Source organism: Sphingopyxis selenitireducens (assembly GCF_051550705.1).
Classification (GTDB): domain Bacteria; phylum Pseudomonadota; class Alphaproteobacteria; order Sphingomonadales; family Sphingomonadaceae; genus Sphingopyxis.
In genome coordinates this window covers 974865-1001408 of record NZ_JBPULG010000001.1, presented here as the reverse complement: position 1 = coordinate 1001408, position 26544 = coordinate 974865, and the positions used below count along the sequence as shown (strand labels likewise).

Genomic DNA, 26544 nt, shown 5'->3' with positions numbered 1-26544 from the left:
TCAGGGAGGGTGCCCGCATGATTCAAGAATTCCCCACATTCGCCACGCTGATCGACAAGGGGCCGGTGATGTTCGCCGCCGACTTCGGCCGCTACATTGTCGTCGCCGCGATCACGAGCGCGATCGTCTGGGGATTGCGCCGCACGCGTCTGGGCACGCGCAAGATTCAGGCGCGCGAGGCGAGCGCCGCCGACATGCGCCGCGAATTCTTTCAGTCGATACGCTCGATCAGCGTTTATATCGTGCTTGGGCTGCTTCTTTTGTGGGGCTTTGGAAGTCTGGGGGTTTACCAGTTCCAGGGCAGCCATGGCATCGCGATCGACCTAGCGCTGGTCGCGGCGACGATCGTTGCGCACGACACCTATTTCTATTGGGCGCATCGCACGATGCACCATCCGAAGCTGTTCAAATTTTTCCACCGCGCGCACCATCGCTCGGTGACGCCGACCGCATGGGCGATCTATAGCTTCGCCATTCCCGAGGCGGTCGTGATGTTCGCTTTCGTGCCGCTGTGGCTGATCCTTGTCCCGGCGCCGATCTGGGTCATGTTCGTGTGGGCCAATTTCCAGCTGATCCGCAATGCGATGGGGCATTCGGGTTTCGAACTTCATCCGCGCTGGTGGCTGTCGTCGCCGCTGACGCGCTGGATCAACACCACGACGCACCACGACCTGCACCATAGCGGCGGCTTCAACACCAATTACGGGCTCTATTTCACCTGGTGGGACAGGCTGATGGGAACCGAACACCCACGCTATGCCGAACGTTTTGCCGAAGTCGTCGCCGACCGGAGTAGTTCCCCTGCCCCGGCGGCGGCGGCGCCAGAGGGAGAAAAGCTGCCGCTCCCTGCCTAGCTTTCACGCTTGTCAGCCAAAGCGGGCGGCCTATAGATCGCGGCATGAGCGATTTTCGTCCCCTGTCCGCCGACTATAGTGTCGCCCCGCAGATTTCCGTCGAGGATGTGGCCGCGGCCAAGTCCGCGGGCTTTGCGATGATCGTCAACAACCGGCCCGATGGCGAAGAGCCGTCGGCGCCGCAGGGGGACGAGATAGCGAATGCGGCAGCAGCCGAAGGGCTTGCCTATGCGGCGATCCCGGTCGGTCATGCGGGTTTCAGCCATCCGCAGCTCGACGCGCTCGACAAGCTGCTTGGCGGGGCGACCGGGCCGGTTCTTGCCTATTGCCGGTCGGGGACGCGATCGACCCATTTGTGGGCGCTGACCCGCGCGCGGGCAGGCGACGATGTCGATGCTTTGTGCGAAGCGGCGGCGGGTGCGGGCTATGATCTTTCGGGGCTGCGGCCGATGATGGACGCGCTGGCGGGCGAAAAGTGACGGCAGCGGAGCTGATTCAGACCGGCGGATCGCTGGTCGCAGTGTTGTTCGTCGCGTGGCTGGTCAAGGCGATAGGCCTGGGCGCCGATCCGCGCATCGCCGATGCCGATCATGCGATCCGCCTTGCCGAAGAGGCCGAAGCCGGGTTCGGCGGGACCGAGGTCGCACGCGACCGCGCGGGCTTCGCGGCGCTGGTTCGCAATGGCGAAGGGCGTTTGTTGCTGGTGCGCGCGCACGGCAATCATTTCGCCGCGCGCCCGGTCGACGCCGGCGTCGTTGCGCGGCTCGACAAGAATTTTCTGGTCCTGACGACGCCCGACCGGACTTTCGGATCGGTGACGCTGCAATTGGGGAAGGAAGCGGGGATGTGGGCGAGCCGGATGCGCGAGTTGAAACATGGATAGCCTGCCCGATCCGGTCGTCTATGCGGTCCCTGCCTTCATCCTGTTGCTGATCGCCGAGATGCTGTTTTCGCGGCGCAAGGACAAGAGCCGTTATCAGGCAAGCGACACGCTGACCTCGTTGATGCTCGGCACGGGCAGTCAGGTTGCGGGCGCACTCACCGGCGCCGCGGTCGTCGCGGCGTCGGTGTGGGTGTATCAGTTCCACCTGTTCGAGATCGGGATCGAATTTAGCACCTGGTGGTGGGCATGGATCCTTTGCTTCTTCCTCGACGATCTGGCCTATTATGCCTTTCACCGCAGTGCCCACCGCGTCCGCTGGTTCTGGGCGAGCCATGTCATCCATCATTCGAGCCAGCATTATAATCTGTCGACCGCGCTGCGGCAGACGTGGACGGGCTTTTTCAGCCTGACCTTCCTGTTTCGGATGCCTTTGTTTCTGATCGGCTTCCCGCCGGCGATGGTATTCTTTTGCGCCGCGCTGAACCTCATCTATCAATTCTGGATTCATACCGAGGCGATCGGGCGGATGCCCAAATGGTTCGAGGCGGTGATGAACACGCCGTCGCACCACCGCGTCCATCACGGGGTCAATCCGCGCTATCTCGATTCCAACTATGCCGGGGTGTTCATCATCTGGGACCGGATGTTCGGCAGCTTCGTCGCCGAGCGCGACGACGAGCCGGTGCGTTACGGCATCGTCAAACAGCTCGGCAGCTTCAACATCCTGTGGGCCGCGGTCCATGAGTGGGTCGGGATCGCGAAAGACGTCTGGCACGCGCCCTGGCGGCACAAGCTGTCCTATATGTGGCGCGAGCCCGGCTGGAGCCATGACGGAAGCCGGCAGACGAGCGACATGATTCGCGAGAAATGGCAGGCGGGACGGCCGGTCGAAGAGGCGGCGGAGTAGCGATTTGGCCCGCTGGAAATATTGGGATGCCTTGGCGCTGGCTGCCGGGGCGACACCGATCTCTCTTGGCCTTTTTGCCAGCCTGACCGGACTTCATCATGGCGGGATGATGATTTTTGCGGGGTCGGCCGGGACGTTGTTCTGGTTGGCTTCGCTGATGTGCCTCGGGCTTTTTACAGTAAGCGCGATCGCCGGGTGGCGGTCGGGCGACCGGCGACTCATTCTTGGCGGCGGTGTTCTGCTGGCCCTTTGCGCGGCACCGTCCCTGTTGGTGTTGGCAGCATGTTTTTCGGGCAATTGCCTTTGACTGGCGAGCCTCCGGTCAAATCGGAGGAGCCGGGCGAACCCCTTTCATTTTCATCAACGGCAGTCGGGAGAAGCCCGGGTTGCGTACCGATCCGACGAGTGTCTCGACTTCGCTCGACACGAACGGGCGGGGGGCAGGTGATGCCCTCTTGCTTCGCAAGCTAATGACATACATGTAAGTCCCGAATGACTACCGATCGGGTGGCAGCGGGAGAGATGGGCGTGGATCAGTTCGACATTATCGTCATCGGCGGCGGCAGCGGGGGGAGCGCGGCGGCGGGACGGCTGGCCGGGGATGGGTCGCGGACGGTCTGCCTGATCGAAGCCGGCGGATCGAACGACAATATGCTGGTCAAGACGCCGGGCTTCATGCCCTTCATCCGCGACGCGTCGAACTATCGTTATGAAACGGTGCCGCAAAAGGGGCTGAACGGCCGCATCGGTTATCAGCCGCGCGGGCGCGGGCTGGGCGGGTCGAGCGCGATCAACGCGATGGTCTATATCCGCGGGGTCGCCTTTGACTATGACCAGTGGGCGGCGCTGGGCGCGACGGGGTGGAGCTATGCCGACGTGCTGCCTTACTTCAAGCGCAGCGAGAGCAATGAACGCGGCGGCGACGAATTTCACGGCGGCGACGGGCCGCTGAGCGTGATGGACCAGCGCTGGCCCAATGTGACGAGCCGCCGCTTCGTCGAGAGCGCGGCGGCGCTGCAACTGCCGCGCACCGCCGATTTCAACGGGCCGAGCAACGAAGGTTTCGGCCTGTATCAGGTGACGCAAAAGGACGGCGAGCGCTGGTCGGCGGCGCGCGCCTATGTCGAGCCGCTGCGCGGGCGCGCCAATCTGGACATTCGCACCGATGCGCTGGTCGAGAAAATATTGGTCGAGAATGGCCGCGCGATCGGGGTGGTGATCCGCCGCGGTGGCGCGCGCGAGACGCTGCGTGCGCGGGGCGGGGTGATCCTGTCGGCGGGGGCCTTTAACAGCCCGCAAATCCTGATGCTGTCGGGGATCGGGCCGGGCGCGCATCTGAAGGATATGGGGCTGGACGTGGTCGCCGATCGCGCGGGCGTCGGCGCCGATTTGCAGGATCATATCGACTATGTATCGGGCTGGGAGACCAAATCGGCCGAGCCGTTCGGCAACAGCGCGGGCGGCACCTGGCGGATGGTGAAGGCGGTGTTCGAACATCGCACCAAACGCACCGGGATCATGACGACCTGTTTCGCCGAGGCGGGAGGATTCTGGAAATCGTCGCCCGACCTGCCCGCGCCCGACATCCAATATCATTTCGTCCCCGCGATGCTGGAAGATCATGGCCGGACCAAGGTGAAGGGGCATGGCTTTTCGTGCCACGCCTGCGTCCTGCGCCCCGAAAGCCGGGGGAGCGTGACGCTGGCGTCGGCCGATGCCACCGCCGCGCCGCTGATCGACCCCGGTTTCCTGACCGACGACCGCGACATGGCGACGTTGCGCGCGGGGGTGCGGATGATGCACCGCATCTGCGAAGCGCCGCCCTTGTCGGACTATGCCGGGACCGACCGACATCCCGTCGACCTTGCCGATGACGCCGCGCTCGACGCATTGATCCGCGCGCGTGCCGACACCGTCTATCACCCGGTCGGAACGTGCCGGATGGGCAGCGATGCCGGGGCGGTGGTCGACCCGGCGCTGAAGCTGAACGGCATCGACGGGCTGTGGGTCGCCGACGCGAGCGTCATGCCGCGCCTCGTTTCGGGCAACACCAATGCGCCGAGCATCATGATCGGCGAACGCGCGGCCGATTTCGTGAAAGCGGCTTTGAACTGATCGCCCCCCGGCGAAAGCCGGGCGCCATGAAAGGCAGGCCTGGGGCAGTCCTTGTCTGCTCGTCGGTCGCAGGGCCGGAGCCGCACGGTGGCGGGTCGGATCGGCGGCGCATTATGCGCGGTTCACCGGGGCAGCGCCGACAGCAAAATCGGCCGCCCGGCCGATGGTCTGACGGTGGGCGGGACGGCGATTGTCAGCGATTCGGTGTGGGAGCGCGGTAAACGCGGGCGGGTCTTTGCGGCGCTGGGCCCTTGCAGCAAAGCCTGAATTTCCGCCATTTTTGTTGGCCCGATGTGCGGCGGGCAAAAAAAGAGGGCCGGGACTTGCGTCCCGGCCCAGCCTTTCAGGCTCTCCCCTCCTGAAACTCTTGACAGACTGAATGCCATATTAATGCGCTGATGAAAAGGCCTAAAATCACGATTGGCGCGTTCGGTTTTTGCGCAGCATTTTTGCAGCATGAAAGCGCAAAAAAATGGGCCGGAACAGGATATGTTCCGGCCCGAGTGGTTCGCAGGAGGAACCCCGGTAGGACCCCGTCGCCGTCGTTTGAAAGGAAGAGACGTGCGGCGGCGGGTGTCCTGTCTCGTCAATAATTATAGGCACGCTCGCCATGTTCGCCGAGGTCGAGGCCTTCGCGTTCGACTTCGGGGCTGACCCGCAGCCCGGTCAGGGCTTTGGCGGCATAGATGGCGATCACGGTGCCGATGCTGGCCCACACGAGCGTCATGCCGACCGCGAGGAGCTGGGTGGCGAGCTGACCGCCGAGGTCATAATCGGCGCCAGCCGGACCGCCGATCGCGGTCAGCATCGTGAAGGCGGTTCCGATCGCGCCGACGATGCCGCCGACGCCGTGGATGCCAAAGGCGTCGAGCGCGTCGTCATAGCCGAACTTCGCCTTGATCTTGGTCACCGCATAGAAGCAGACGACCGAGGCGGCGGCGCCGAGCAGGATCGCGCCGAGCGGTCCGCTGTTGCCCGCCGCCGGGGTGATGGCGACGAGGCCGGCGATGACCCCCGAGCAGAAGCCCAAAGCCGACGCCTTGTGACCGCTCAGCTTTTCCGCGAGCATCCAGGCCAGCGCCCCCGATGCGGTGGCGACAAAGGTGTTGATCATCGCGAGGCCTGCCGAACCATTGGCTTCGAGCGCCGAGCCGGCGTTGAAGCCGAACCAGCCCACCCACAGCAGGCCGGTGCCGATCATCGTCATGGTCAGCGAATGCGGCGCCATGATTTCCTTCTGATAGCCGATACGCTTGCCGAGGATGAGGCAGGCGACCAGCGCCGAGACGCCGGCGTTGATGTGGACCACCGTGCCGCCCGCGAAATCGAGCGCGCCCATTTCAAAGAACAGGCCGCCGCCCGCCCACACCATATGGGCGATCGGGAAATAGACGATGGTCAGCCAGATGACGCCGAACACCATCGTTGCCGCGAATTTCATCCGCTCGACAACTGACCCCAGCACGAGCGCGAGGGTGATGGCGGAAAAGGTCATCTGGAAACTGATGAACACATATTCGCTGATCACTTCGTCGCTGAAGGTCGCGGCGGTCGAATCGGGGGTTACCCCGGCGAGGAAGAATTTGCCCCAGGCGATGAAGGCGTTGCCGTCGGGCCCGAAAGCGAGGCCATAGCCATAGGCCACCCAGATCAGCATCGCGAGACAGGCGGCAGCGCCGACCTGGGTCATCGTCGACAGCATATTCTTGGTCCGCGTCAGGCCGCCGTAAAAGAGCGCGAGGCCGGGCAGGATCATCAGCAGCACCATCATGGTGGCGGTCATCATCCACGCATTATTGCCCGGGTTGGCGACGGCGGGTGCGGCCTCTGCCACGGGCGCCGCTGCGGCTTCCTGAGCCCAGGCGGGCAGCGCGGCGAACAGCGCAAGGCCGGCGGCCCCGGCGGTCGCCGCAAATTTATTTGCGAACGTCATATTGTCCCCCTTTGTCATCAGAGTGCCGCCTCGCCGGTCTCGCCGGTGCGGATGCGGACGGCTTGCCCGACGTCGAGGACGAAAATCTTTCCGTCGCCGATCGCCCCGGTGCCGGCGCTTTGCTGGAGTGTTTCGACGACACGCGGCGTCAGGCCGTCGTCGCAAACAAGTTCGATCTTCACCTTCGGCACCATGTTGGTCGCATATTCGGCGCCGCGGTAAATTTCGGTCTGTCCCTTTTGCCGGCCGAAGCCCTTGACCTCGGTCACGGTCATGCCCGTGATGCCCAGCCCGGTGAGGGCTTCGCGCACCTCGTCGAGCTTGAACGGTTTAATAATCGCCAGGATCAGCTTCATAATGCCCCCTTGTGCCACTTGCATCATGCTGCACTGCAACGGCCGTGCCAGATTGCGCGGACGCGGCGGGAGGCTGGGTTTTGCGCCGCAATAGGGGCGAAGAGGCCTGCGACCCTTCGCACGCGGGGGCAGGTGAGGCAGGCGGTTGCCTAATATTTAGGCAGCGGGGCGTAGTGAGGATGCGACGCGGGGCCGCTCACCCTGTTGCCGCTCCGCTTATTCGGCTGTCTGAAACCGCGCCCAGATCGGAAGATGATCCGATGCCCGTGCCGCGAGGGCGCTTTGATGCACCCCGGCGTCGACCGGCTGAAGCTCGGGCGAGGCGAAGATGCGGTCGAGCTTGGCGACCGGGCGGCGGCTGTGAAAGCTGTGGCCGGTGTCGACGAGGTGATGGCGCTCGCCAAAATCATGAAGGCAGCCGCCGCGATTGCGCCATTCGTTGCAGTCGCCCATCAAAATCGTCGGCAGCTCCTCACCCTCGGCGATATGGTTCAGGATCGCGCGCGCCTGCTGGCGGCGGCGCAGCCCCGAAATGTCGAGGTGCATGCCGACGACGCGAAGCCGTGTGTCGCCGATGCGGACCGTCGCGGCGACGGCGCCGCGCGGTTCGAGCGTGGGCAGATGGAGCGCATGGCTTTCCTCGACCACGGCGCCCTTGCGGACGAGCAGGGCATTGCCGTGCCAGCCGATCGCATAGGGGCGCCCGTCCAGCAGATCGACCGGGACATAGTCGCTATGTTCTTCGAACATGTGCGGCGGGATCGCGCTGGCGCGGGTGCCGAAGCGGCGGTCGGCCTCCTGCAACGCGACGATATCGGCATCGAGTTCGCGCAGCACCGACAGCACCCGGCCGGGATCGCGGCGGCGATCGAGGCCGATGCCCTTGCGCATATTATAGCTGGCGACTTTGATCATGGTCTCAGCGGTCAAGCGCTTCGGTCGTCCAGTCGTTCCCCGGATTGTCGAATTCCGCGAGCAGGGCCCGCGCTTCGTCGAGATCCTCGTCGAGGACCATGATGCGGACCGGGATCATGATGCCGACGCTTTCGGCGATGTTCATGCCCGCGTCGAAGCAGACGGCGTGAACCCCGGCGCTTTCGATCCGTCCGCGCAGCAGCTCGGCCTCGGCGCCATTGGGCAGGCGGATGAGTTCGACGAGCGGCATCAGGCGTCGCCCGCGATAAAGCGGTCGGTCGAGCGCGTCGGCAGGCCGTCGATGCTTTTCGTGCGGCCCTTGAACTTTTCGACCCACAGGGTGCGGTCGGCCTGGCGGTGATATTTTTGCAGCGTGTCGCGTTCGTGTTGCAGCTCCATCATCGGAACGCCCCAGCCGCAGCTTGTCTGCACGCTGTCGACGTCGATCACGAAAATCTGGCGGGTGCCGGGGATCAAAGTGAAATGCGCCGTGAGCGCGTCCCACTCATCGTCCTGCGGCAACACCGGCCGGCCGCGGCCATAGATGCGCAGGATCAGCGCGCTGCGGTCGAAGGCGCAGAACATGATCGTGATGCGGCCGTCGGCGGCAAGATGTGCGTGGGTTTCATTGCCCGACCCGCCAAGGTCGAGATAGGCGACCTGACTGTCCGACAGGATTTTGAAGCTGTCGGCATAGCCCTTGGGCGACAGGTTGATGCGCGCGTCGGCCGCCGCGGTCGCGGTGAAATAGACCGGCTGTTTTTCGATGAAGGCTATATGCTTGTCGGTCAGCGTGTCGGTGAATTCGGCCATCTAGCAACGCTCCGCTGGGGTTTCGGCCGTTCCTATCACCAATTTTTGCCTTCCTCCACCGCGGCTTCCTCGTCGGGGCGCGTGGTGCGGCCGAGCACATGGTTGCGGTGCGGGAAGCGGCCGAAGCGGTCGATGATCGCGAAATGCTTTTGGGCGTAATCGTGGAACATCGGGTCGGCGAGCTGGCCGAAGAGGCGCAGCGATTCGCGCTGGTCGGCGATGTCTTCGCTATGTTCGAAGGGCAGATAGGCGAACTGGCGCCGCTCGTCGGGCCAGTCCTGATCCCAGCCCCGTTCGACGATGCTGCGCGCGATGGCGCGGGCAAGGCTGTCGGTGGCGAAGGCGTCGGCATCGCCGCGGAAGATGTTGCGCGGCACCTGATCGAACAGGATCGTTGCCGCAAGCGCGGTGTCGGGGTCGGTCAGAAAGACGTCGGCGGGTTGTGAGCGCAAGGCGGCGTGCCAGTCGCCCGCGAGCGCGCGCACCGCGTCGTCGAAATCGGGACCGCCGCCATACCAGTCGTCCTGACCGTGCGCGCCGAACCAGAAGGCAAGAAGCTGCGCCGCCCAGTCGGTGGGCGGCGCAGCGATGCCGGTGTTGCCTTGTTCGTCCGACAAAATCAGTCGGCCTTGACGCGGCGATAGGGAACGAAATCGCCCAGCGAGACGAAGCCCGAATACATATGGCTCATCCGGTCGTGCAATTCGACGGTATCGACGTTGCACAGCTGGTTGCCGGTCAATTTGGTCACCAGCACATCGTCATCGTCGAGCGAGGAGGCGCCGCCGCGCGGGCGGTTGACCCACAGGGTGCCGCCCGAGCGATAGACGATCGCGGTCTTGTCGATGATCTGCGAGCTGTTGGTGGCGGACAGCGAAATGCATTTTTGCGGTTCGCCGGCGACGCGGCCTTCGAGCAGCTTTTCCAGCTGCGCTTCGGGGGCGAGCTTTTCGCGCGCGATGGCGGCCGGCGCCGCGAGCAGCGCGGCGGCGGTAAGGGTTGCGGTGATAAGCGGGCGCATGTTCTTCAACTCCTAGTTTCTCAATGCCCTATCTCTGACCCCGCCTTACACCCGCATGCGTGAACCGCGGCTGACTGGGCCTCCGCCCGATCAGCAGGCGCCGTCGGGAAGCGGAATGCCGAGCGGCCCCTTGCACTTCTTTTTCTTCGCCGGAGCGGGGGTGGACCCACCCGTATCGCCGCCGCTCATCGCGCCGAAATCGGCGCCGATCATCAGCATCGTGTGCGAACGGAAACGGACTTTCGCGGTCCAGTCGATATTCCACACCGCATTGCCCGCAGGCTTGGGCGGGTAGGAGAAATTCACCTCCGGCCCAAAGGCGTTGAGGTTGCCGAACATCATCTCGCCCGATGCCTTTTTGACCTCGGCCGGGATCTGGCAGCTGGTCTGCGACGGCGGCATCACGATTTTCTGGGTGACGAGCTTGGCGACCGTTGCGGGGGGCAGCCAGTCCCACAGCCCGCCGCCAAATTGCTGCGTCGAACTGCTCGACCACCACACCATGTCCGCGCCATTGCCGCCGCCGCGATCCATGCCGCCGATCGCCCAGGCGGCATAGCCGGTTGCGCTGGGCACCGAATTCCAGCGGAGCATCACCGACTGGTCGCCCTGGACCGCGCTGGAGGCGCTGAGTCCGGCCATATAGTCCTGCGCCAGCGTGAAATTAATGTCGGAACCGATATTGCTCGCGACGCGGTGCGCGCCGATCAGCGACGATCCCGATCCGGGTTGCTTGCCGCCCTTGTTGTTCGGCCAGTCGATAAAGGAGCGGCTGTTCGCTTTGCTCACTTCGCGGATCACCGGAACCGCGCTTGAAAAGAGGTTCGGGGGCACCTGTCCCGCAGCGACTTTGGCGAAATCGATCACCACCGGCTGGCCGGGGCCAGCCTTTGCGCCGCAGCCCCAATAGAGAAGCAGGCGGCCTTTCGGGCGCTCGAACGGGGTCGTTCCGGTTTCTTCCTTGCCCTGTTCCCAGATCAGCGGGACCGATTTGCCCATTTTCGCCTGCGGCAGAAAGAAATGATCGCCTTTGGGTGGCGGCGCAGTGGCGGCGTCGTTCGAGCCGAGGCGGAGAAGCAGTTGATGAGCGACCCGGCTCGACGGATCGCCGCCGAACATCATGCCCATCGCGCCGCCGATGCCGCCGCGTCCGCCGCCCGCCATGGCGGCGAAACCCGACATGGTCGCGACGTCCATTTCATATCGCTCTTTGGGGCCATTGGTTTTCTGGGCCGATCCGGGAACGGCGGCCAGCACCGCCGCGACGGCGGCAATCGACACGAAATACAGACTCGAACGCATGATATCCTCCCTGTTGCCGGGGACGAAACCCGGCGGATGATGCGGCCCGATTCTTCTTATGTTTGATGGCTGTATATGCGCGGAGTTGCCGAACGCCAAGTGAGGCGGGTCACATGGGGCTTCACTCTCCCCCTTGATGGGGAGGGAGCGAGCCCCGGGCCAAGTCCGGGGTGCTGTCCCTGTCTGAGGTGACGGCGCAAGGACGCGCCATCACCCTCATCCAACTTCGCCTAGTCGCTTCGCGACAAGGCTGCGTATCCTTCTCCCATCAAGGGAGAAGGAGTTTAGGCGGTGCCGCCCACCGTCAGTCCGCCGACGAGCAGGGTCGGCTGCCCGACGCCGGCGGGGACGCTCTGGCCGCCCTTGCCGCAGATGCCGATGCCTTCGTCGAGGGCCATGTCGTTGCCGATGCCCATCACCTTGGTGAGCACGCTGGGGCCGTCACCGATCAGGGTCGCGCCCTTGATCGAGTCGCCCAGCTTGCCATTCTCGATCTTGTAAGCCTCGGTGCAGCTGAAGACGAATTTGCCCGACACGATGTCGACCTGTCCGCCGCCAAAGCTTTTGGCGAAAATGCCGTTCTTGACGCGCGACAGTAGCTCGGCGGGATCGTCGTTGCCGCCCTTCATGAAGGTGTTGGTCATCCGCGGCATCGGCGCGTGGGCGAAGCTTTCACGCCGGCCGTTGCCGGTCGGTTCGACCCCCATCAGGCGGGCGTTGAGGCGGTCCTGCATATAGCCTTTCAGGATACCATCCTCGATCAGGATGGTTTCGCCGGTCGGGGTGCCTTCGTCGTCGATGCTGAGCGAACCGCGGCGGCCGCCGCCGACGGGGCTATCCATCGCGCCGTCATCGACCACGGTGACGCCGGGCGCGGCGACGCGTTCGCCGATGCGGCCCGAGAAAGCGCTGGTGCCCTTGCGGTTGAAATCGCCTTCGAGCCCGTGGCCGACGGCTTCATGCAGCAGCACGCCGGGCCAGCCGGGGCCGAGCAATACGGTGAATTCGCCGGCCGGGGCATCGACCGCGCGGAGATTGACGAGCGCCTGTGCCAGCGCCTCGTCGATCGCGCGGTTCCACTGCGCCTCTTCGAAGAGATGATCGTACATATAGCGGCCGCCGAGGCCGAAACTGCCGGTTTCGCGGCGACCATTTTCCTCGACCACGATGGAGACGTTGAGGCGGACCAGCGGGCGGATGTCGGTCGCGAGGAAGCCGTCGGCGCGGACGATTTCGATCACCGACCAGCTTCCGGCAAGGCTGACCGACACCTGGACGACGCGCGGGTCGCGCGCGCGGGCGGCGGCATCGACCTGCTGGCAGAGCGCGACCTTCTTGGCGAAGGGGACGAGGTCGAGCGGGTTCGCCTCGTCATAAAGATGGCGGTTGGTGCGCGGCGGCGGCGCGGCGTGCGCCTGATTCGAAGGATCGAGCAGCGCGAGCGTCTCGGCCGCGCGGCGGATCGCGCCCGCGCTGATGTCGCTGGCATGGGCAAAGCCCGTCATCTCGCCCGATACCGCGCGCAGGCCAAAGCCGGCGTCGGTCGAATAATCGGCGGTCTTCAGCCGTCCGTCGTCGAAACCGAAGCTCTCGGTTGCGGCATATTGCAGATAGAGTTCGCCGTCGTCGGCCTTGGCGAGCGCCTCACGCGCGAGCGTCTGCGCAAGATCGGGATCGAGCGCGTCGGCGCGATAGAGGAAGCGGCGGGGATCGGTGGGGCTTGTCATGCCGCCGATATAGGCACGACGGCGCGTTCGCGCAAAGGGCCTGTCCGAGATAGATTGGCGCGCCCAAGGCGCGCCTTGCCAAATTCAGGCTTTGTCGGCGATCCCGCCGATGAGGATGAAGCGGCGATCGCAATAGCCGCAGTCGGCAAAGCCTTCGTCGGTGTCGATTTCCAGCCACACGCGCGGATGGCCGAGCGCGGCGTCGGCGAGGCCGTCGCCGGTGCCGTCGCAGGCAATGCGGGTCTTGGGCGTGCGGATGGTTTCGGGGGCGGGCTGTGTCATCGCTCGCGCCCATAGCAAGCCCGCGATGCCTCGGCAATCGGGTGTGCGATCCGGATAAAGAAAGGCTTGTCCGATGAGCCCCTTTCGCGCCCGCCAGTGCGCAGCTATGGAAGGCGCCATGACCGAAGCCGCTATCCGCATCGACGCCGTCTCCAAACTTTATGCCGGCGGCAAACAGGCGCTCGACAATGTCAGTTTCGACGTGCCGCGCGGCCAGATTTTCGGGCTGCTCGGCCCCAATGGCGCGGGCAAGTCGACGCTGATCAACATCCTGGCGGGGCTCGTTAACAAGACGGCTGGATCGGCGAGCATCTGGGGCTTCGACATCGACGCCGATCCGCGCAACGCCAAATATTCGATCGGCATCGTGCCCCAGGAAATCGTCTTCGACCCGTTTTTCACGCCTTTCGAGACGCTGGAGAATCAGGCGGGGCTGTATGGCGTGCCCAAGGCGAAGCGGATTTCGGACGAACTGCTCGCCGCCGTCCACCTGTCGGACAAGCGCGACGCCTATGCCCGCACCCTGTCGGGCGGGATGAAACGCCGGTTGCTGGTGGCCAAGGCGATGGTCCATTCGCCGCCGATCATCGTCCTAGACGAGCCGACCGCCGGGGTCGATATCGAACTGCGCCAGCAGCTTTGGGACTATGTCCAGAAACTCAACGATCGCGGCGTGACGGTGGTGCTGACGACGCATTATCTGGAAGAGGCCGAGGAGCTGTGTGACCGGATCGCGATCATCAACCATGGCAGACTGATCGCGAACAAGCCGACCCGCGAACTGGTCGATATGGCGCGCGAAAAGATCGTCGTCGTGACGCTGGATGCCGATATCACCGACCTGCCTACGCACCCCGCCTTTGAAAAGGTCGAGCGCGAAGGCGAGCGCGGGTTGGCGATCCATTATAACAAGGACCGCATGAACGCGGGCGAAGTGCTCGCCGCGGTCAATGCGATGGGGCATGGCATCGTCGACGTGTCGACGCGCGAGGCCGATCTGGAAGATGTTTTCCTGAATTTGACGCGGGCGGCGGGATGAGCCCTCCACCCCCGTTCGCATCGAGCGAAGTCGAGATGCTCATCGCAAGCGCGCGCCTTATGGGTGTCTCGACTTCGCTCGACACGAACGGAATTAGGGGTTTGATTGCATGACCGAGGCCCCCTCCCACGACGTCATCATCGTCGGCTCCGGTGCCGCCGGTCTCACCGCAGCCATCGCGCTGGCCGACCATTGCCGCGTGCTGGTGCTCGCGAAGGGCGAGCTGACCGGCGGGTCGACCGCATGGGCGCAGGGCGGGATCGCGGCGGTGCTCGACGCGGGCGACACGTTCGAAAATCATATCGACGACACGATGGTCGCGGGCGCGGGGCTCAACCGGCGCGAGACGGTCGAGTTCGTCGTCGAAAATGCCCCGCATGCGATCGAGCGGCTGATCGAGATGGGGGTGCCCTTCAACAAGGAAGCCGAGGCGCTGCACCTGACGCGCGAGGGCGGGCATTCGCACCGCCGCATCGTCCATGTCGACGACGCGACCGGCTGGGCGGTGCAGGCGGCGCTCTTGAAGACCGCCGAGGCGCATCCGAATATCACGCTGTTGCCGGGGCAGACGTGCATCGACCTGATCACCGGGCGGCACGAAGAACGCTATTCGGGGTCGGGGCGCGTGTGGGGCGTTTACGCGCTCGACGAAAAGACCGGCAAGGTGCGCGCGCATGTCGGCCGCGCGACGATCCTCGCGAGCGGCGGGGCGGGGCGCGTCTATCAATTTTCGACTGCGCCGCGCGGCGCGACCGGCGACGGCATCGCGATGGCGTGGCGCGCGGGCGCGCGCGTTTCTAACATGGAAATGATGCAGTTCCACCCGACCTGCCTCTATAATCTGGAGGTCAAGAATTTCCTGATCACCGAGGCGGTGCGCGGCGAGGGCGGGATATTGAAGCATCCGGTGACCGGCCACCGCTATATGCCCGATTACGACCCGCGCGCCGAACTGGCACCGCGCGACGTTGTCGCGCGCGCGAACGACGATCAGATCAAGCGGTCGGGGCTCGACTATGTCCACCTCGACATCAGCGACAAGGACCCCGAATTCGTCGCGGCGCATTTCCCGAACATCCACGAAAAGCTGCTGACGCTGGGCATCGATATGACGAAAGGGCCGATCCCGGTCGTCCCCGCGCAGCATTATACGTGCGGTGGCATATTGATCGACCGCGACGGGCGCACCGACCTGCCGGGGCTTTATGCGGCGGGCGAATGCACCGAGAGCGGGCTGCACGGCGCCAACCGCCTTGCGTCCAACTCGTTGCTCGAATGCTTCGTCTTTGGCGAGGCGGCGGCGAAGGATATTGTCGCGCGCTGGGACCAGCTGGAGGCGCCGCCGGCGATCCGCCCATGGGACGCGAGTCGAGTCACCGATTCGGACGAAGAGGTGGTGATCAAGCAGAACTGGACCGAGATCCGCCGCTTCATGTGGAATTATGTCGGCATCGTGCGCACCACCAAACGGCTGGAGCGCGCGCAGCACCGGATCAACATGCTGACGCACGAGGTCGAGGATTATTACGGCCATTTCCGCGTCACGACCGACCTGATCGAGCTGCGCAACCTCCTCCAATGCGCCGAACTGATCGTCCGCAGCGCACTCCACCGCAAGGAAAGCCGCGGGCTGCACTATACGCTCGATTATCCCGATATGCTGCCGGAGGCGGTCGATACGGTGCTGGTGCCGTGAGGCCGTTCTGGAAAAATCTCACGCAAAGGCGCGAAGGCGCAAAGAAGATTTTTTAGTTTCGGTGATTGTTGACGACGCGCTTGATCCCTTCCTTGAAGGTTTCGCCGCCAAAGTTGATGAGTAGCCCCAGGGGCATGTCGAGCAATCGAAGATAGGTGAGGACCTGCTTGCCGTGGAGCGGCGACAGCCGTTCCACCGATTTCAATTCGACTAGCAATATGCCTTCGATCAGCAGATCGGCCCGAAAGCCTTCCGCCAGTTCGACGCCGTCATATCTGACGGGAATGGCTGCCTGCCGCCGGACGGACAAACCACGCCGCGCCAGTTGATCGGCCATGATCGCTTCATAGACCGATTCCAGCAAGCCGGGGCCGAGGTTCTTGTGCAGGTGAAAACCGCAATCGATGACGACGCTGGCAAGTTCCTCAATGTCCAACGCCGCCTTCGCGCCTTCGCGTGAGATATTTCTTCGTTAGCTGCCGATCCCGAGCAGTCGTCCCGCAAGGATCAGCACGATCGCGCCGATCACCGAGGCGAGGCAGCCGGCGCGGTGGAAGTCGCCGCGGCCGCGCGAGGTTGCGAAGCCCGCGAGCAGCGAGCCGCCGACGCCGAGCAGGATCGTTGCGATCCAGCCCATATCGACTGCGCCTGGGTAGAAGAAGCGCGCCAGCGCGCCGATGATCAGGCCCGAGATGATGGCGCCGATGATGTTGATCATACGGTGAATCCTTCGTTCAAAAATCGTTCGGCCAGCGCCGCGTGCAAGGCTGCGCCGCGCGCCATGACCTTTTCGTCGAGGACCATGCGGTTCGAGTGCAGGCCGCAGCAGGTGCGCCAGTCGCTGCCCTGTTCGCTGGCGCCGAGCCAGAACATCGCGCCGGGGACTTTTTCCAGCACATAAGCGAAATCCTCAGCCCCCATGACCGGATGCTCCATCGTCAGCCAGGCTTCCTCGCCGAAGGTCTCCTCGACGACGCGCTGGCCGAAGGTGGCGGCGCGGGTGTCGCAGATGGTGACCGGGAAACCCTCCTCGATCGTCACTTCGGCGGTGCAGCCATGCGCCTCCGCGATCGCGGGGGCGAGCCGCTTGAGCTCGCGCGCGACCATCGCGCGGCGTTCGGGCGACAGGGTGCGGATCGTGCCGAGCATCTCGGCGGTTTCGGGGATGATATTGTTCGTCGTGCCCGCCGCGATCTTCGCAATCGTGACGACGGCGGGGTCGAAGACCGAGATGCGGCGCGTCACCATCGTCTGGATCGCGGTGACGATCGAACAGGCGACGGGGATCGGGTCGATGCTGTCCTGCGGCATGGACGCATGTCCCCCGGCGCCCTTGACGGTGATCGAGAGGACGTCGGACGACGCGAGCAGCGGCCCCGCGCGCCCGGCGAAAATCCCGTGCGGCGCATTGGGCATGATGTGGAGCGCGAAGGCGGCGTCGGGCAGCGGATCGATCAGCCCGTCATCGAGCATGAAGCGCGCGCCGTGATGGCCTTCCTCGCCCGGCTGGAACATGAACATCACCGTGCCGGGCAGGCGGTCGCGGGCAGCGCACAGCAATTTCGCCGCGCCGACAAGCATCGCGACATGGGTGTCATGTCCGCACGCGTGCATCGCGCCGGTGGTTTCGGAGGTGAAGTCGAGCCCGGTATCCTCGAGCAGGGGCAATGCATCCATGTCGCCGCGCAGCAAGACGGTGCGCCCGTTGGCGGGACCGCGCAGGATCGCGACGAGCCCGGTGGTCGACGGCCCCTCGCGAAACTCGAGCGGGAGTCCTGCGAGGGCATGTTTGATTTTCGCCAGCGTCTTTGGGTTTTGCAGCCCGAGTTCAGGCTCGCGGTGAATCGCGCGGCGAAGATCGACGAGGTCGGAGAGGAGGGTTTCGGCCTCAGCGGGCCAGCTGTGGGTAATCTCGTTCATCGCTTTGCACCTCCAAACAACTGCCGCCCGGCCAGATCGAGCATGATTTCCTCGCTGCCTCCCCCAATGGCATTCACGCGGACTTCGCGGTAGATGCGTTCGACCTTGCTGCCGGTGATATAGGATGCGCCGCCCAGCACTTGCGCTGCCTCGCGCGCGACGGCTTCGAGCATGCGGGTCGCCTGTACCTTGAGCATCGCAAAGTCGGCGGGGCGGGCGCAGCCGGTTTTGACCTGCCATGCGGCGAGATCGACCCATGCCTGCGTCGCCTCGATCTGGCGTTCCATGTCGGCGAGCTTGATGCGGATCGACTGGTGGCCGACGAGCGGCTTGCCGAAGGTTTCGCGGTTTTGCGCCCATTCGGCGGCCTCGGCCATCGCGACGCGGGCATAGGCGCAGCAGCCCATCGCCATGCCGAGCCGCTCGCTGTTGAAATTGCGCATGATGCCGATGAAGCCGCCGTTCTCGGGTCCGATGAGGTTTGCGGCGGGGACGCGGACGTCGCTGAAGTGGATCGCGGCGGTATCGCTGCACCGCCAGCCCATCTTGTCGAGCCTTGTGCGTTCGACTCCGGGCGCGTCCATGTAGATCAGCAGCAGCGAGATGCCCGCCGCGCCGGGGCCGCCGGTGCGCACCGCGCAGGTCAGCCAGTCGGCGCGCATGCCGCTGGTGATGAACATCTTGCCGCCATTGACGACATAGGCATCGCCATCGAGGACCGCCGTCGTCTTGAGGTTGGCGACGTCGCTGCCGCCCCCGGCCTCGGTGATCCCCAGCGCGATGATCCTGTCGCCCGCGAGGACGGGCGGGGCGATGCGCCGTTTGAGTTCGTCGGAGCCGAGCGCGAGCACGGGGGGCAGGCCGATACCGTGGGTCATCAGCGAGGCGCCGAGGCCGCCCGCGCCGACCGCCGCCAGTTCCTCGGTCAGCACCAGCCCGTGGAAATTGTCGAAGCCTTCCGAATGGCCGCCATATTCCTCGGGATAGCGCAGGCCGAGGATTCCCGCTTCCGCCGCTTTTTTGTGGAGGTCGCGGGGCAATTCGCCCTCGGCCTCCCACCGGTCGATGTGCGGCGCGATCTCGCGTGCGACGAAGCGGCGGACGCTTTGCGCCAGCGCTTCATGGGTTTCGTCGTAAAAGGGAGAGCGTGCGCGCCAGTCGTCAAAAGCTGTCATGCGGCGATGCTGCGCGGAGTTTACGTGAACGTCAAGTCGGTCGCGCGCTGGCCTTGCACCATTTGCTCAAGCATTTAAGGTCGGGTCATGAAAACGTCGCACCTGCTCGCCGGCATTGCCGCTCTCGCCCTTTTTTCGGCCCCCGCCGCCGCGCAAAAATCGCCCGAGGCGATTGCCGAGGCGGCGCTCAAGCGCGCACCGGTGTTCGACGGGCATAATGACGTACCCGGCGCGCTGCGCGGCGAGGTCGACAATGTCATCAATGATTTCGATTTCCACGATACGACCTTCACCGCCAAGCCCGATGCCTCGCCGCCTGATATGGGGATGCACACCGATATCAAGCGGCTGCGCAAGGGGCGCGTCGGGGCGCAATTCTGGTCGGTCTATGTGCCGTCGAACAGCAATGAGCCGCAGGCGATCCAGCAGACGCTGGAACAGATCGACGTCGCAAAGCGGCTGATCGCGCGTTATCCCGCCGATATGTCGTTCGCCCGCAACTCGGCCGAACTCGAAGCGCAGATGAAGGCGGGCAAGGTCGCGGGCATGCTGGGGATCGAGGGCGGTCATTCGATCGGTTCCTCGCTCGCCGTGCTGCGCGACATGTATGACCTCGGCGTGCGTTATATGACGCTGACCCACGGCAAGAATGTGCCGTGGGCGGATTCGGCGACCGATGCCCCGGCGCACAACGGGCTCACCGATTTCGGGCGGCAGGTGGTTCGTGAGATGAACCGGATCGGGATGGCCGTCGACCTCAGCCATGTCAGCGAAGCGACGATGAAGGACGCGCTCGAAACGTCGAAGGCCCCGGTGATGTTCAGCCATTCGGGGGTGCGCGCGATCCATGATTATGCGCGCAACGTCCCCGACAGCGTGCTGCCGCTGGTCAAGGCGAACAATGGCATTATCATGGTGGTCTTCCTGCCCGCCTTTATCGACGCCGATGTGATGGCGCGCGGCGCCGCACGGACGGGCGAGCAGGCGCGGCTGAAGGCGCTTTATCCGGGCGACCCGGCAGCGGTCGATGCGAAGCTGAAGGCATGGGAGCGGGCCAATCCGGCGCCGCTGGCACAGATTGGCAAGATCGCCGACCATATCGACCATATCCGCAAAACGATCGGCGTCGATCATATCGGACTGGGCGGCGACTATGACGGCATGCCGTCGGGACCGGCCGGGATGGAGGATGTGTCCGGCTATCCGGCGCTGTTCGTCGAGCTGGCGCGGCGCGGCTATACCCAGGCCGAGCTGGAGAAAATCGCAAGCGGCAATATGCTGCGCGTGCTGAAGGCGGTCGAGGCCTATGCGGCGAGCCAGAAGGGGCAGCCGCCGATAGAGACCCCGGCAGCGCCCTTTTGATCAGGTCGATCGGGGGCGGCAGAACGGCCACTCCGCCGCGCCGCTGGCCCACAACGCCCACCAGATGATCAGCGGCTGCGCGGCGAGGCGCGGCGCGTGATACCACCAGCCGAGCGTTTCGCCGCCGATCGCGATTCCGGCGAACGCATGGTGAAAGTTGGCGGGCCAGACGCAAAGCGCATAGAGGGCGAGGCCCCAGCCCGCCGCCTTGCGCGTCGCGGGGATGATCAGCCCGGCCGCGCCCGCGATCTCGGCCATTCCCGTCGCCATGACGACGGCGCCGGGCATGGGAACCCATGGCGGGGTGATAGCGAGAAAGGGTTCGGGCGTCGCGAGGTGGCGATAGCCGGCATAGCCATAGGCAAGCGCGAGCAGCCAGCGGAGGCCGGTGCGCCAGTGAGAGGGGTTCACCGGGCGATCACCGCCCGATGGCTTCGAGCATCGCCTCGATCGTCACGAATTTCTCGCGCGGATTTCCGTCGATCGCCGCAGCAATTTCGGCTTCCTCGATGCGGCGCCAGTCGCGGAAGGTCACCGGGGTGACATTGCGGCTGGCGAGCAGCGCGTCGAGTCCCGGTCGCCCCGCCTTGGCCGCGCCGCGGCCGATATCTTCCATCACCATCTCACCGATCCGCGCGCCGTCGGGCTTGTTGGTGCCGATCGTCCCCGACGGACCGCGCCGCGCCCAGCCGACGCAATAGAGGCCGGGCAGGATGCGTCCGTCGGTGTTAGCGAAGCGCCCGCGGCCATGCTCATAGGGCACGCCGGGGATCGGCGGGGTCTGATATCCGATGCAGCTGATCACCAGTCCCGCCTCGATCGCATAGGTCTCGCCGGTCGGGATCGAGCGCAGTTCGGCGTCGAGCGTCGTCTTTTCGACGATGATACGCTGAACCCGGCCTTCGTCGGCGCCCTCGATCGCGACCGGCATCGCGAAGAAATCGAAGTCGATCGTCACCGGCTTCGCGACCGGATTGGCGGCGAAGCCGCGCAAATGCGTCACGGATTTGCGCATTCCGGGTTCGAGCAGCGCGTCGTCGCCCTCGGGCGGCAGGTCGGCGGGGTCGACGCGCGGACTGGCGCGTTCGAGATGGCCGAGTTCGCCGAGTTCCTTCGGCGTCATCGCAATCTGGTGCGGACCGCGCCGGCCGAGGATGTGGATGTGGCGCACCGCGCTTCCCGACAAAGCGTCGCGGGCGTGGGCGACGATGTCGCTGCCCGCAAATTCGGCAGGCGTCTTGGCAAGGATGCGCGCGACGTCGAGCGCGACATTGCCGTTGCCGATCACCGCGACTCCGGCGGCATCGAGCGGCGGATCGAGATCCGCGAAATCGGGATGGCCATTGTACCAGCCGACGAAAGCGGCGCTGCCGATCACCCCGGGCAGGTCGGCGCCGGGGATATCGAGCGGCCGGTCGTTCGGCGCGCCCGTCGCCAGGATCACCGCATCGTACAGATCGACCAGTTCGTCGATCGTCACATCGGTGCCGACCGAAACATGGCCGACGAAGCGGACATTGTCGGTCAGTGCCGTACCTTCATAACGGCGCGATACCGCCTTGATCGATTGGTGGTCGGGGGCGACCCCGGTGCGAATCAGGCCATAGGGCACGGGCAGGCGATCGATGACATCGACGGCGATATCGTCCGCTTTTTGCAATGTTTCGGCGGTATAATATCCCGCAGGGCCAGACCCGACGATGGCGACATGACGCATCAACCCACCTCCTTGCGGGGTGTCCTGCGCGGCGCGCAGTCCCCCTTTTATCATTGCGCCCGATGCTAGCGGCGAAATGGATGAGAGCAAGGCCGCTGATGCGCCGTGGGCACATCTTGTCTCAGCGGCCTTGACAGCACGCCCGCGCAATCATATTTGGCCCGCCTCTGCTGCCCTGTCGTCTAATGGTAAGACTGCGGTTTCTGATACCGCCTATCGAGGTTCGAATCCTCGCGGGGCATCCAGAATTTTTTGGTAAGTAATTGAATTATATTCAATTTCCTCCAATGTTCGGATCTGGCAGTTCGCACAATCGGTTGGATGCTCGGATAGCCAGCGGGATCGCCGATGCCCTCGAAAAGGCTTCGAGCTTCTCCAAAGCGGAAATTCCAAGGGATTGGCTTTCCGTGGGCGCTGAAAAAGCACCATTGCTGATCTCAGTCGTTGGATATGGGTGGTGCATGCCCGAAACCGGCCAGGATTCGACGCGCCGATTCTAGAGAAGATAGCCGCGGGCAGCGCTTTGTGCCGAGCGGCAAACTGGCTTATCATCAATAAACCGGTGACGTGGCCCTTTTCTGCCTTGTGCGCGATCAACGTGGTCCCGTCGCCATCGGCTATCCCAGATCGATCGATGATCTCCCGATCGACGCCACCAGCTTCTATTCGCCTGGGGGCGACAAGACCAACGTGGGCCAGGCGGGGCTGCGTCTGTCCTACCGCGGCGGCAATGCCGACCAGATCCTGATCGAACCCTTTGCCAGTGCCGCTTGGATGAAGAACTGGTCCCGTGATGATGCTGGGAACTTTACCTTCGGCGCCCCGGCAACGAACTTCTCGCTCACTACGGAGACCTGGGACGATGCACGGCGCTATTCGGCGGGCATCATGGGCCATGCGCGCGGTGGGCGTGTGTCGGCCTTCCTCGCTGGCAATATCGACGACGGGTCTGGTTTCCGCGCCTTCACGGTCAACGGCGGGATTCGGCTCAACTTCTGATCAGCGGCCCGCGAACGGGACGGGGTGGCGCACGGCCAGATCCAGCAGGAATTGGTCCGTGGACAGCCAGCGCCAGAGAGATGTCTGGCATAGGTAGAACCGCCATAGGCGTCTCTACCTATGCCAGAGCAGTTGAAGCCGATTGCCACCATGCCGGTCACGGATATCAAGCCGATCGAAGCGTTCGCCGCACTGAAGAAGCTAGACGGCGCGGTAAGCGCGAGGCAGCGCGGCGCTGTCGATCTGTCGAGCGGCGCCAAGGTTCCCGTGCGCGCTCGTTGGTGCGACTTCCCGTATCTTGATCTATGTGAGTGCGCCCGGGGGCGTGGCGTCTAGGGCTCGCTCACATGAATCTCGGCTTGCGACGCGTTTCCGTCGCGGGCATTCACTGGGCTGATTTGGATCTGGCCGAGGGGCGTTGACATGGAATCGGCCAGGATATCGGCCTTGGGGAGCGACACGCGCGCAAGCCGGCTCATCATCATTTTGTTGTCGGTTGGCTTTGCGGCCCTGCTCGCCGCGGCGGCCGCCGCCTTTTACGTCCAGCGTCAGAATGAGGCTGATGCGCAAATGGTCGCGCACACGCTCGCGGTCGAGGCGAGCCTGGGATCCTTCGCGAGCGCGGCCGAACGTTTGGAAACAGCGCGCCGCGGCTTCATTCTTACGCAGAAACCAGCCTTTGCGAAGATCATGGATGAGGCGGAGGCGCGCTCGCGTGGGCAACTGGCTTCGCTGGAAAAGCTGATCAGCGACAATCCGGAGCAGCAGGCGCGCGTTCGAGCCTTGCGCGGGCACCTTGATGCGTACGCTGCCCATTATCGGGAAACGCTCGGCCTCAGCGCCGCCGGCCGGCAGTCACTGATCGATGGCTTCGCGACCGACCGGGGCGTTCTCGAGATACGTGCGTCACGCGATGTCGTGGAAGCGATGGTCGCGGATGAACTCGCCCTGCTTCGCGAACGGGAAAAGCGGCAGCAACGCACGCAGCGCCTTTTCACAATGACCCTGATCGGAACGGCTATCCTCCTGATCGTGGTGGCGGGGGCGACCCTGTTTCTTGTGCGGCGCAATCTTGTAGAGCTGCGCAGCTCGAGAATAGAGCTTCGGCGCCTCAACGAAGGGCTCGAGGAACTGGTTGACGCCCGAACCGGCGAACTCAAGCGCGCCAATACGGAGATCCAGCGCTTCGCCTATATCGTGTCGCACGATCTGCGCTCGCCACTCGTCAATGTCATGGGGTTTACCGCCGAGCTCGAGACCGCGCGCAAGGCGATCGCCGGATATATCGAAAGAGGAAACGCCGAGGGCTGGCAGGCGCCCGATGCGGCGACGCGCCTCGCGATCGAGGAGGATCTGCCGGAATCGATCGGCTTCATTCGCACTTCGACGCAGAAGATGGACCGGTTGATCAATGCCATCCTAAACCTCTCCCGTCAGGGCAGGCGGACGCTCGCGCCTGAATCGCTCGATCTTGGCGGTGTCGTGCGCGCGATTGTCGGGAGTTTGCAGCATCGGATCGACGAGACAGGCACCGCAGTCACGGTCGACGAGCTTCCGGTCGTCGTGAACGATCGTGTCGCGGTCGAGCAAATCTTGTCGAACCTTGTCGAGAATGCCCTGAAATATCTCCAGCCGGGACGCGAAGGGATTATTCGCGTGACCGGCGGTACCGATCTCGGGCGTGCATGGGTGTCGGTCATCGACAATGGCCGCGGCATCGAGCCGCGCGATCATGAACGCGTGTTCGACCTCTTCCGCCGATCGGGCGTGCAGGATCAGCAGGGCGAGGGCATCGGTCTTGCACATGCCCGTGCGCTTGCCTATCGCCTGGGCGGAAATATCGAAATCCAGTCCGAACCAGGTGTGGGGTCCACCTTCCGGCTGATCCTGCCACTCGTTTGGCAAAGCGGAGAAGAGAATGCCTGACCAGAAGTCCGTCAATATCGTGATGATCGAGGATGACGAGGGGCACGCGCGCCTTATCGAGAAGAACATCCGCCGCGCGGGCATTTCGAACACGATCCATCATTTCCTCGATGGCACCTCGGCGCTCGAATTCCTGTATGACGCCGCCGATGGCCCGGTGCGAAATGGGCCGGCGCTCGTGTTGCTCGATCTCAACCTTCCTGACATGAGCGGGACGGATATTCTGGCGAAGCTCAAGGCCGACAACAGCCCGCTGCGCCGGACGCCCGTAGTGGTGCTGACCACCACCGATGACAAGGTAGAGATCCAGCGCTGCTACGATCTTGGCTGTAACGTGTACATCACTAAGCCCGTGAATTACGAAAACTTCGCCGATGCGATCCGCCAGCTTGGCCTCTTCCTGTCGGTGATCCAGGTCCCCGATCCCGATCCGGCCTGAGAACGCAGCTGACCCACATTCTCTATATCGACGACGACGAGGGGATGCGTCGGCTTGCCTCGCGCGCGCTTTGCCGCAAGGGCTACGACGTCAGTCTGGCGGCGAGCGGTGTCGAAGGTGTCGAGATGGCCAAGGCCACGGCGTTCGACTTGATCGCGGTCGACCACTATATGCCCGGGCAGGATGGTCTCGCGACACTGGAAGGGCTTCGTTCGCTGCCAGCCTGTCCACCGGTCGTTTATGTTACGGGCTCGGAAGAAAGCCGCATCGCGGTGGCGGCGCTGAAGTCGGGCGCTGACGATTATGTCGTGAAGTCGGTCGGCGAGGATTTCTTCAATCTTCTGGCATCGAGTTTCGAGCAGGTGCTCGAGCGCGCGCAGTTGCGCCGCGCCCGCGAGGAGGCCGAAGCCGAGCTGCGCGCAAGCAACGCTCGGCTTGAAGCTCTTCTCAAGGAAGTGAACCACCGGGTTGCGAACAATCTCCAGATGGTGATGTCGTTCGTTGCGCTGCAGTCTAAATCCCTATCCGATCCTGGCGCCCGGGAAGCCCTCCAGAAGACGCAGCAGCGAATCGCAACGGTCGCGCAGGTCAATCGTCGCCTGTACACGACGAACGATGTCGAGTTTGTCGCGATGGATGACTATCTGTCTGGCCTCGCGCGCGATCTCTCAGAAACCTGGTCGAACGGTCCGGGTGAACGGCTTGTGTCGGTATCGGCCGAGCCGCTGCGGATTGCGACCGACAAAGCGGTGGCCCTTGGCATGATCGCGAATGAATGGGTCAGCAACGCGTGCAAATACGCCTATCAGTCGGGTGAAGCTGGTGAGGTTCGAATAATTCTTCGGCGGACGAGCACCTCGACCATCGAGCTGGCCGTAGAAGATGATGGTGCAGGGATACCGACTGACGGCGTCGCCCGCGGCACGGGTCTTGGAACCCGTCTTATCGAGGCGCTCGCGCGGACGCATAAAGCCGTATTGGGATATGCCCATCTGGATGCGTCGAGACAGCACCCCGGAACTCGGGCATCGATCTTGATCGAGCTTCGATCTGGCGAGATGAAGACGGACAGCTAGCTTCCAGCCGGTCCAAATCGCAGAAACGCCTCCTATTGCACATTCGGCGCATGAAAGCGGACAGTCCCTAACCGGCCATCGTTGACC

Annotated in this window: 30 protein-coding genes and 1 tRNA gene; 15 read left to right on the top strand and 16 right to left on the bottom strand. The window is 64.2% G+C overall.

Annotated features, from left to right (window positions below; translation table 11 throughout):
- The first annotated feature begins 17 nt into the window (after positions 1–17).
- From ACSYDV_RS04605 to ACSYDV_RS04580, 6 genes are all read left to right on the top strand, one after another.
- Positions 18–854: a sterol desaturase family protein gene (locus tag ACSYDV_RS04605; RefSeq protein WP_438322558.1), complete on the top strand. Its 837-nt coding sequence runs from the start codon at positions 18–20 to the stop codon at positions 852–854.
- Positions 855–898: 44 nt separating this feature from the next.
- Entirely contained in the window at positions 899–1333 is a 435-nt protein-coding gene (locus ACSYDV_RS04600) for a protein tyrosine phosphatase family protein (protein WP_438322557.1), read from the top strand.
- Positions 1330–1737: a hypothetical protein gene (locus ACSYDV_RS04595; protein ID WP_438322556.1), complete on the top strand. Its 408-nt coding sequence runs from the start codon at positions 1330–1332 to the stop codon at positions 1735–1737. The genes ACSYDV_RS04600 and ACSYDV_RS04595 overlap by 4 nt, the downstream gene beginning before the upstream one ends.
- Positions 1730–2644, top strand: coding sequence for a sterol desaturase family protein (locus tag ACSYDV_RS04590; protein WP_438322555.1), 915 nt, complete (start codon positions 1730–1732; stop codon positions 2642–2644). The genes ACSYDV_RS04595 and ACSYDV_RS04590 overlap by 8 nt, the downstream gene beginning before the upstream one ends.
- A gap of 4 nt (positions 2645–2648) precedes the next feature.
- Positions 2649–2951, top strand: a complete 303-nt coding sequence (locus ACSYDV_RS04585; RefSeq protein WP_438322554.1) for a hypothetical protein — start codon at positions 2649–2651, stop codon at positions 2949–2951.
- A gap of 221 nt (positions 2952–3172) precedes the next feature.
- A complete protein-coding gene (locus ACSYDV_RS04580; protein WP_438322841.1) occupies positions 3173–4759 on the top strand; it encodes a GMC family oxidoreductase in 1587 nt (528 codons plus the stop codon).
- Between the two features lie 586 nt (positions 4760–5345).
- Here ACSYDV_RS04580 and ACSYDV_RS04575 read toward each other — a convergent pair.
- From ACSYDV_RS04575 to ACSYDV_RS04530, 10 genes are all read right to left on the bottom strand, one after another.
- Complete coding sequence (locus ACSYDV_RS04575) at positions 5346–6692, bottom strand: ammonium transporter (RefSeq protein WP_438322553.1); 1347 nt, start codon at positions 6690–6692, stop codon at positions 5346–5348.
- Positions 6693–6709: 17 nt separating this feature from the next.
- Positions 6710–7048, bottom strand: a complete 339-nt coding sequence (locus tag ACSYDV_RS04570; RefSeq protein ID WP_438322552.1) for a P-II family nitrogen regulator — start codon at positions 7046–7048, stop codon at positions 6710–6712.
- A gap of 216 nt (positions 7049–7264) precedes the next feature.
- Positions 7265–7963, bottom strand: a complete 699-nt coding sequence (locus ACSYDV_RS04565; RefSeq protein ID WP_438322840.1) for an endonuclease/exonuclease/phosphatase family protein — start codon at positions 7961–7963, stop codon at positions 7265–7267.
- A 4-nt stretch (positions 7964–7967) separates the two neighbouring features.
- Positions 7968–8213: a putative signal transducing protein gene (locus ACSYDV_RS04560; RefSeq protein ID WP_438322551.1), complete on the bottom strand. Its 246-nt coding sequence runs from the start codon at positions 8211–8213 to the stop codon at positions 7968–7970.
- The gene (locus tag ACSYDV_RS04555) at positions 8213–8776 is read right to left on the bottom strand and encodes a pyridoxamine 5'-phosphate oxidase family protein (RefSeq protein ID WP_438322550.1); all 564 of its coding nucleotides are present in this window, start codon (positions 8774–8776) and stop codon (positions 8213–8215) included. Before ACSYDV_RS04555 ends, ACSYDV_RS04560 begins: the two co-directional genes overlap by 1 nt.
- A 35-nt stretch (positions 8777–8811) precedes the next feature.
- On the bottom strand, positions 8812–9393 hold the full coding sequence (locus ACSYDV_RS04550) for a DUF924 family protein (protein WP_438322549.1): 582 nt from the start codon (positions 9391–9393) through the stop codon (positions 8812–8814).
- 2 nt (positions 9394–9395) lie between these two features.
- Positions 9396–9797, bottom strand: coding sequence for a hypothetical protein (locus ACSYDV_RS04545; protein WP_438322548.1), 402 nt, complete (start codon positions 9795–9797; stop codon positions 9396–9398).
- Positions 9798–9887: 90 nt separating this feature from the next.
- On the bottom strand, positions 9888–11099 hold the full coding sequence (locus tag ACSYDV_RS04540; protein ID WP_438322547.1) for a hypothetical protein: 1212 nt from the start codon (positions 11097–11099) through the stop codon (positions 9888–9890).
- Between the two features lie 284 nt (positions 11100–11383).
- Complete coding sequence (tldD, locus tag ACSYDV_RS04535) at positions 11384–12826, bottom strand: metalloprotease TldD (protein WP_438322546.1); 1443 nt, start codon at positions 12824–12826, stop codon at positions 11384–11386.
- 84 nt (positions 12827–12910) lie between these two features.
- Entirely contained in the window at positions 12911–13108 is a 198-nt protein-coding gene (locus ACSYDV_RS04530; protein WP_088472458.1) for a zinc-finger domain-containing protein, read from the bottom strand.
- A 118-nt stretch (positions 13109–13226) separates the two neighbouring features.
- On the opposite strand from ACSYDV_RS04530, the gene ACSYDV_RS04525 reads away from it, so the two are divergent.
- Together ACSYDV_RS04525 and nadB are read left to right on the top strand one after the other, a co-directional pair.
- The gene (locus ACSYDV_RS04525) at positions 13227–14147 is read left to right on the top strand and encodes an ABC transporter ATP-binding protein (protein WP_438322545.1); all 921 of its coding nucleotides are present in this window, start codon (positions 13227–13229) and stop codon (positions 14145–14147) included.
- Positions 14148–14256: 109 nt separating this feature from the next.
- Entirely contained in the window at positions 14257–15843 is a 1587-nt protein-coding gene (gene nadB, locus ACSYDV_RS04520) for an L-aspartate oxidase (protein WP_438322544.1), read from the top strand.
- 52 nt (positions 15844–15895) lie between these two features.
- Here nadB and ACSYDV_RS04515 read toward each other — a convergent pair whose 3' ends face one another.
- From ACSYDV_RS04515 to ACSYDV_RS04500, 4 genes are read right to left on the bottom strand one after another with little or no spacing between them, the layout of a single operon-like run.
- A complete protein-coding gene (locus ACSYDV_RS04515; RefSeq protein ID WP_438322543.1) occupies positions 15896–16279 on the bottom strand; it encodes a GxxExxY protein in 384 nt (127 codons plus the stop codon).
- Between the two features lie 36 nt (positions 16280–16315).
- Positions 16316–16561 (bottom strand): GlsB/YeaQ/YmgE family stress response membrane protein, encoded by a 246-nt coding sequence (locus ACSYDV_RS04510; protein WP_438322542.1) that lies wholly within the window; start codon positions 16559–16561, stop codon positions 16316–16318.
- On the bottom strand, positions 16558–17763 hold the full coding sequence (locus ACSYDV_RS04505; RefSeq protein WP_438322541.1) for a M20 metallopeptidase family protein: 1206 nt from the start codon (positions 17761–17763) through the stop codon (positions 16558–16560). The genes ACSYDV_RS04510 and ACSYDV_RS04505 overlap by 4 nt, the downstream gene beginning before the upstream one ends.
- A complete protein-coding gene (locus ACSYDV_RS04500) occupies positions 17760–18938 on the bottom strand; it encodes an acyl-CoA dehydrogenase family protein (RefSeq protein ID WP_438322540.1) in 1179 nt (392 codons plus the stop codon). The genes ACSYDV_RS04505 and ACSYDV_RS04500 overlap by 4 nt, the downstream gene beginning before the upstream one ends.
- 87 nt (positions 18939–19025) lie before the next feature.
- Between ACSYDV_RS04500 and ACSYDV_RS04495 the strand changes: the two genes are divergently transcribed.
- Positions 19026–20300 carry a dipeptidase gene (locus tag ACSYDV_RS04495; protein ID WP_438322539.1) on the top strand — a complete coding sequence of 425 codons (1275 nt, stop codon included), beginning with the start codon at positions 19026–19028 and terminating at the stop codon, positions 20298–20300.
- On the opposite strand, the gene ACSYDV_RS04490 is transcribed toward ACSYDV_RS04495, so the two are convergent.
- Positions 20301–20711 carry a DoxX family protein gene (locus ACSYDV_RS04490; RefSeq protein WP_438322538.1) on the bottom strand — a complete coding sequence of 137 codons (411 nt, stop codon included), beginning with the start codon at positions 20709–20711 and terminating at the stop codon, positions 20301–20303. It abuts the gene before it with no gap.
- A 7-nt stretch (positions 20712–20718) separates the two neighbouring features.
- Positions 20719–22017 (bottom strand): FAD-dependent oxidoreductase, encoded by a 1299-nt coding sequence (locus ACSYDV_RS04485; RefSeq protein WP_438322537.1) that lies wholly within the window; start codon positions 22015–22017, stop codon positions 20719–20721.
- Between the two features lie 171 nt (positions 22018–22188).
- Here ACSYDV_RS04485 and ACSYDV_RS04480 point away from each other — a divergent pair.
- From ACSYDV_RS04480 to ACSYDV_RS04455, 6 genes are all read left to right on the top strand, one after another.
- Positions 22189–22262: transfer RNA gene (locus ACSYDV_RS04480), tRNA-Gln, on the top strand.
- A 340-nt stretch (positions 22263–22602) separates the two neighbouring features.
- On the top strand, positions 22603–23016 hold the full coding sequence (locus tag ACSYDV_RS04475) for a hypothetical protein (protein ID WP_438322536.1): 414 nt from the start codon (positions 22603–22605) through the stop codon (positions 23014–23016).
- Between the two features lie 120 nt (positions 23017–23136).
- Complete coding sequence (locus ACSYDV_RS04470) at positions 23137–23352, top strand: hypothetical protein (RefSeq protein WP_438322535.1); 216 nt, start codon at positions 23137–23139, stop codon at positions 23350–23352.
- An 87-nt stretch (positions 23353–23439) separates the two neighbouring features.
- The gene (locus ACSYDV_RS04465; protein WP_438322534.1) at positions 23440–24942 is read left to right on the top strand and encodes a sensor histidine kinase; all 1503 of its coding nucleotides are present in this window, start codon (positions 23440–23442) and stop codon (positions 24940–24942) included.
- Positions 24935–25381 (top strand): response regulator, encoded by a 447-nt coding sequence (locus ACSYDV_RS04460; protein WP_438322533.1) that lies wholly within the window; start codon positions 24935–24937, stop codon positions 25379–25381. Before ACSYDV_RS04465 ends, ACSYDV_RS04460 begins: the two co-directional genes overlap by 8 nt.
- Entirely contained in the window at positions 25378–26457 is a 1080-nt protein-coding gene (locus ACSYDV_RS04455) for a sensor histidine kinase (protein ID WP_438322839.1), read from the top strand. Before ACSYDV_RS04460 ends, ACSYDV_RS04455 begins: the two co-directional genes overlap by 4 nt.
- Positions 26458–26544: the final 87 nt, after the last annotated feature.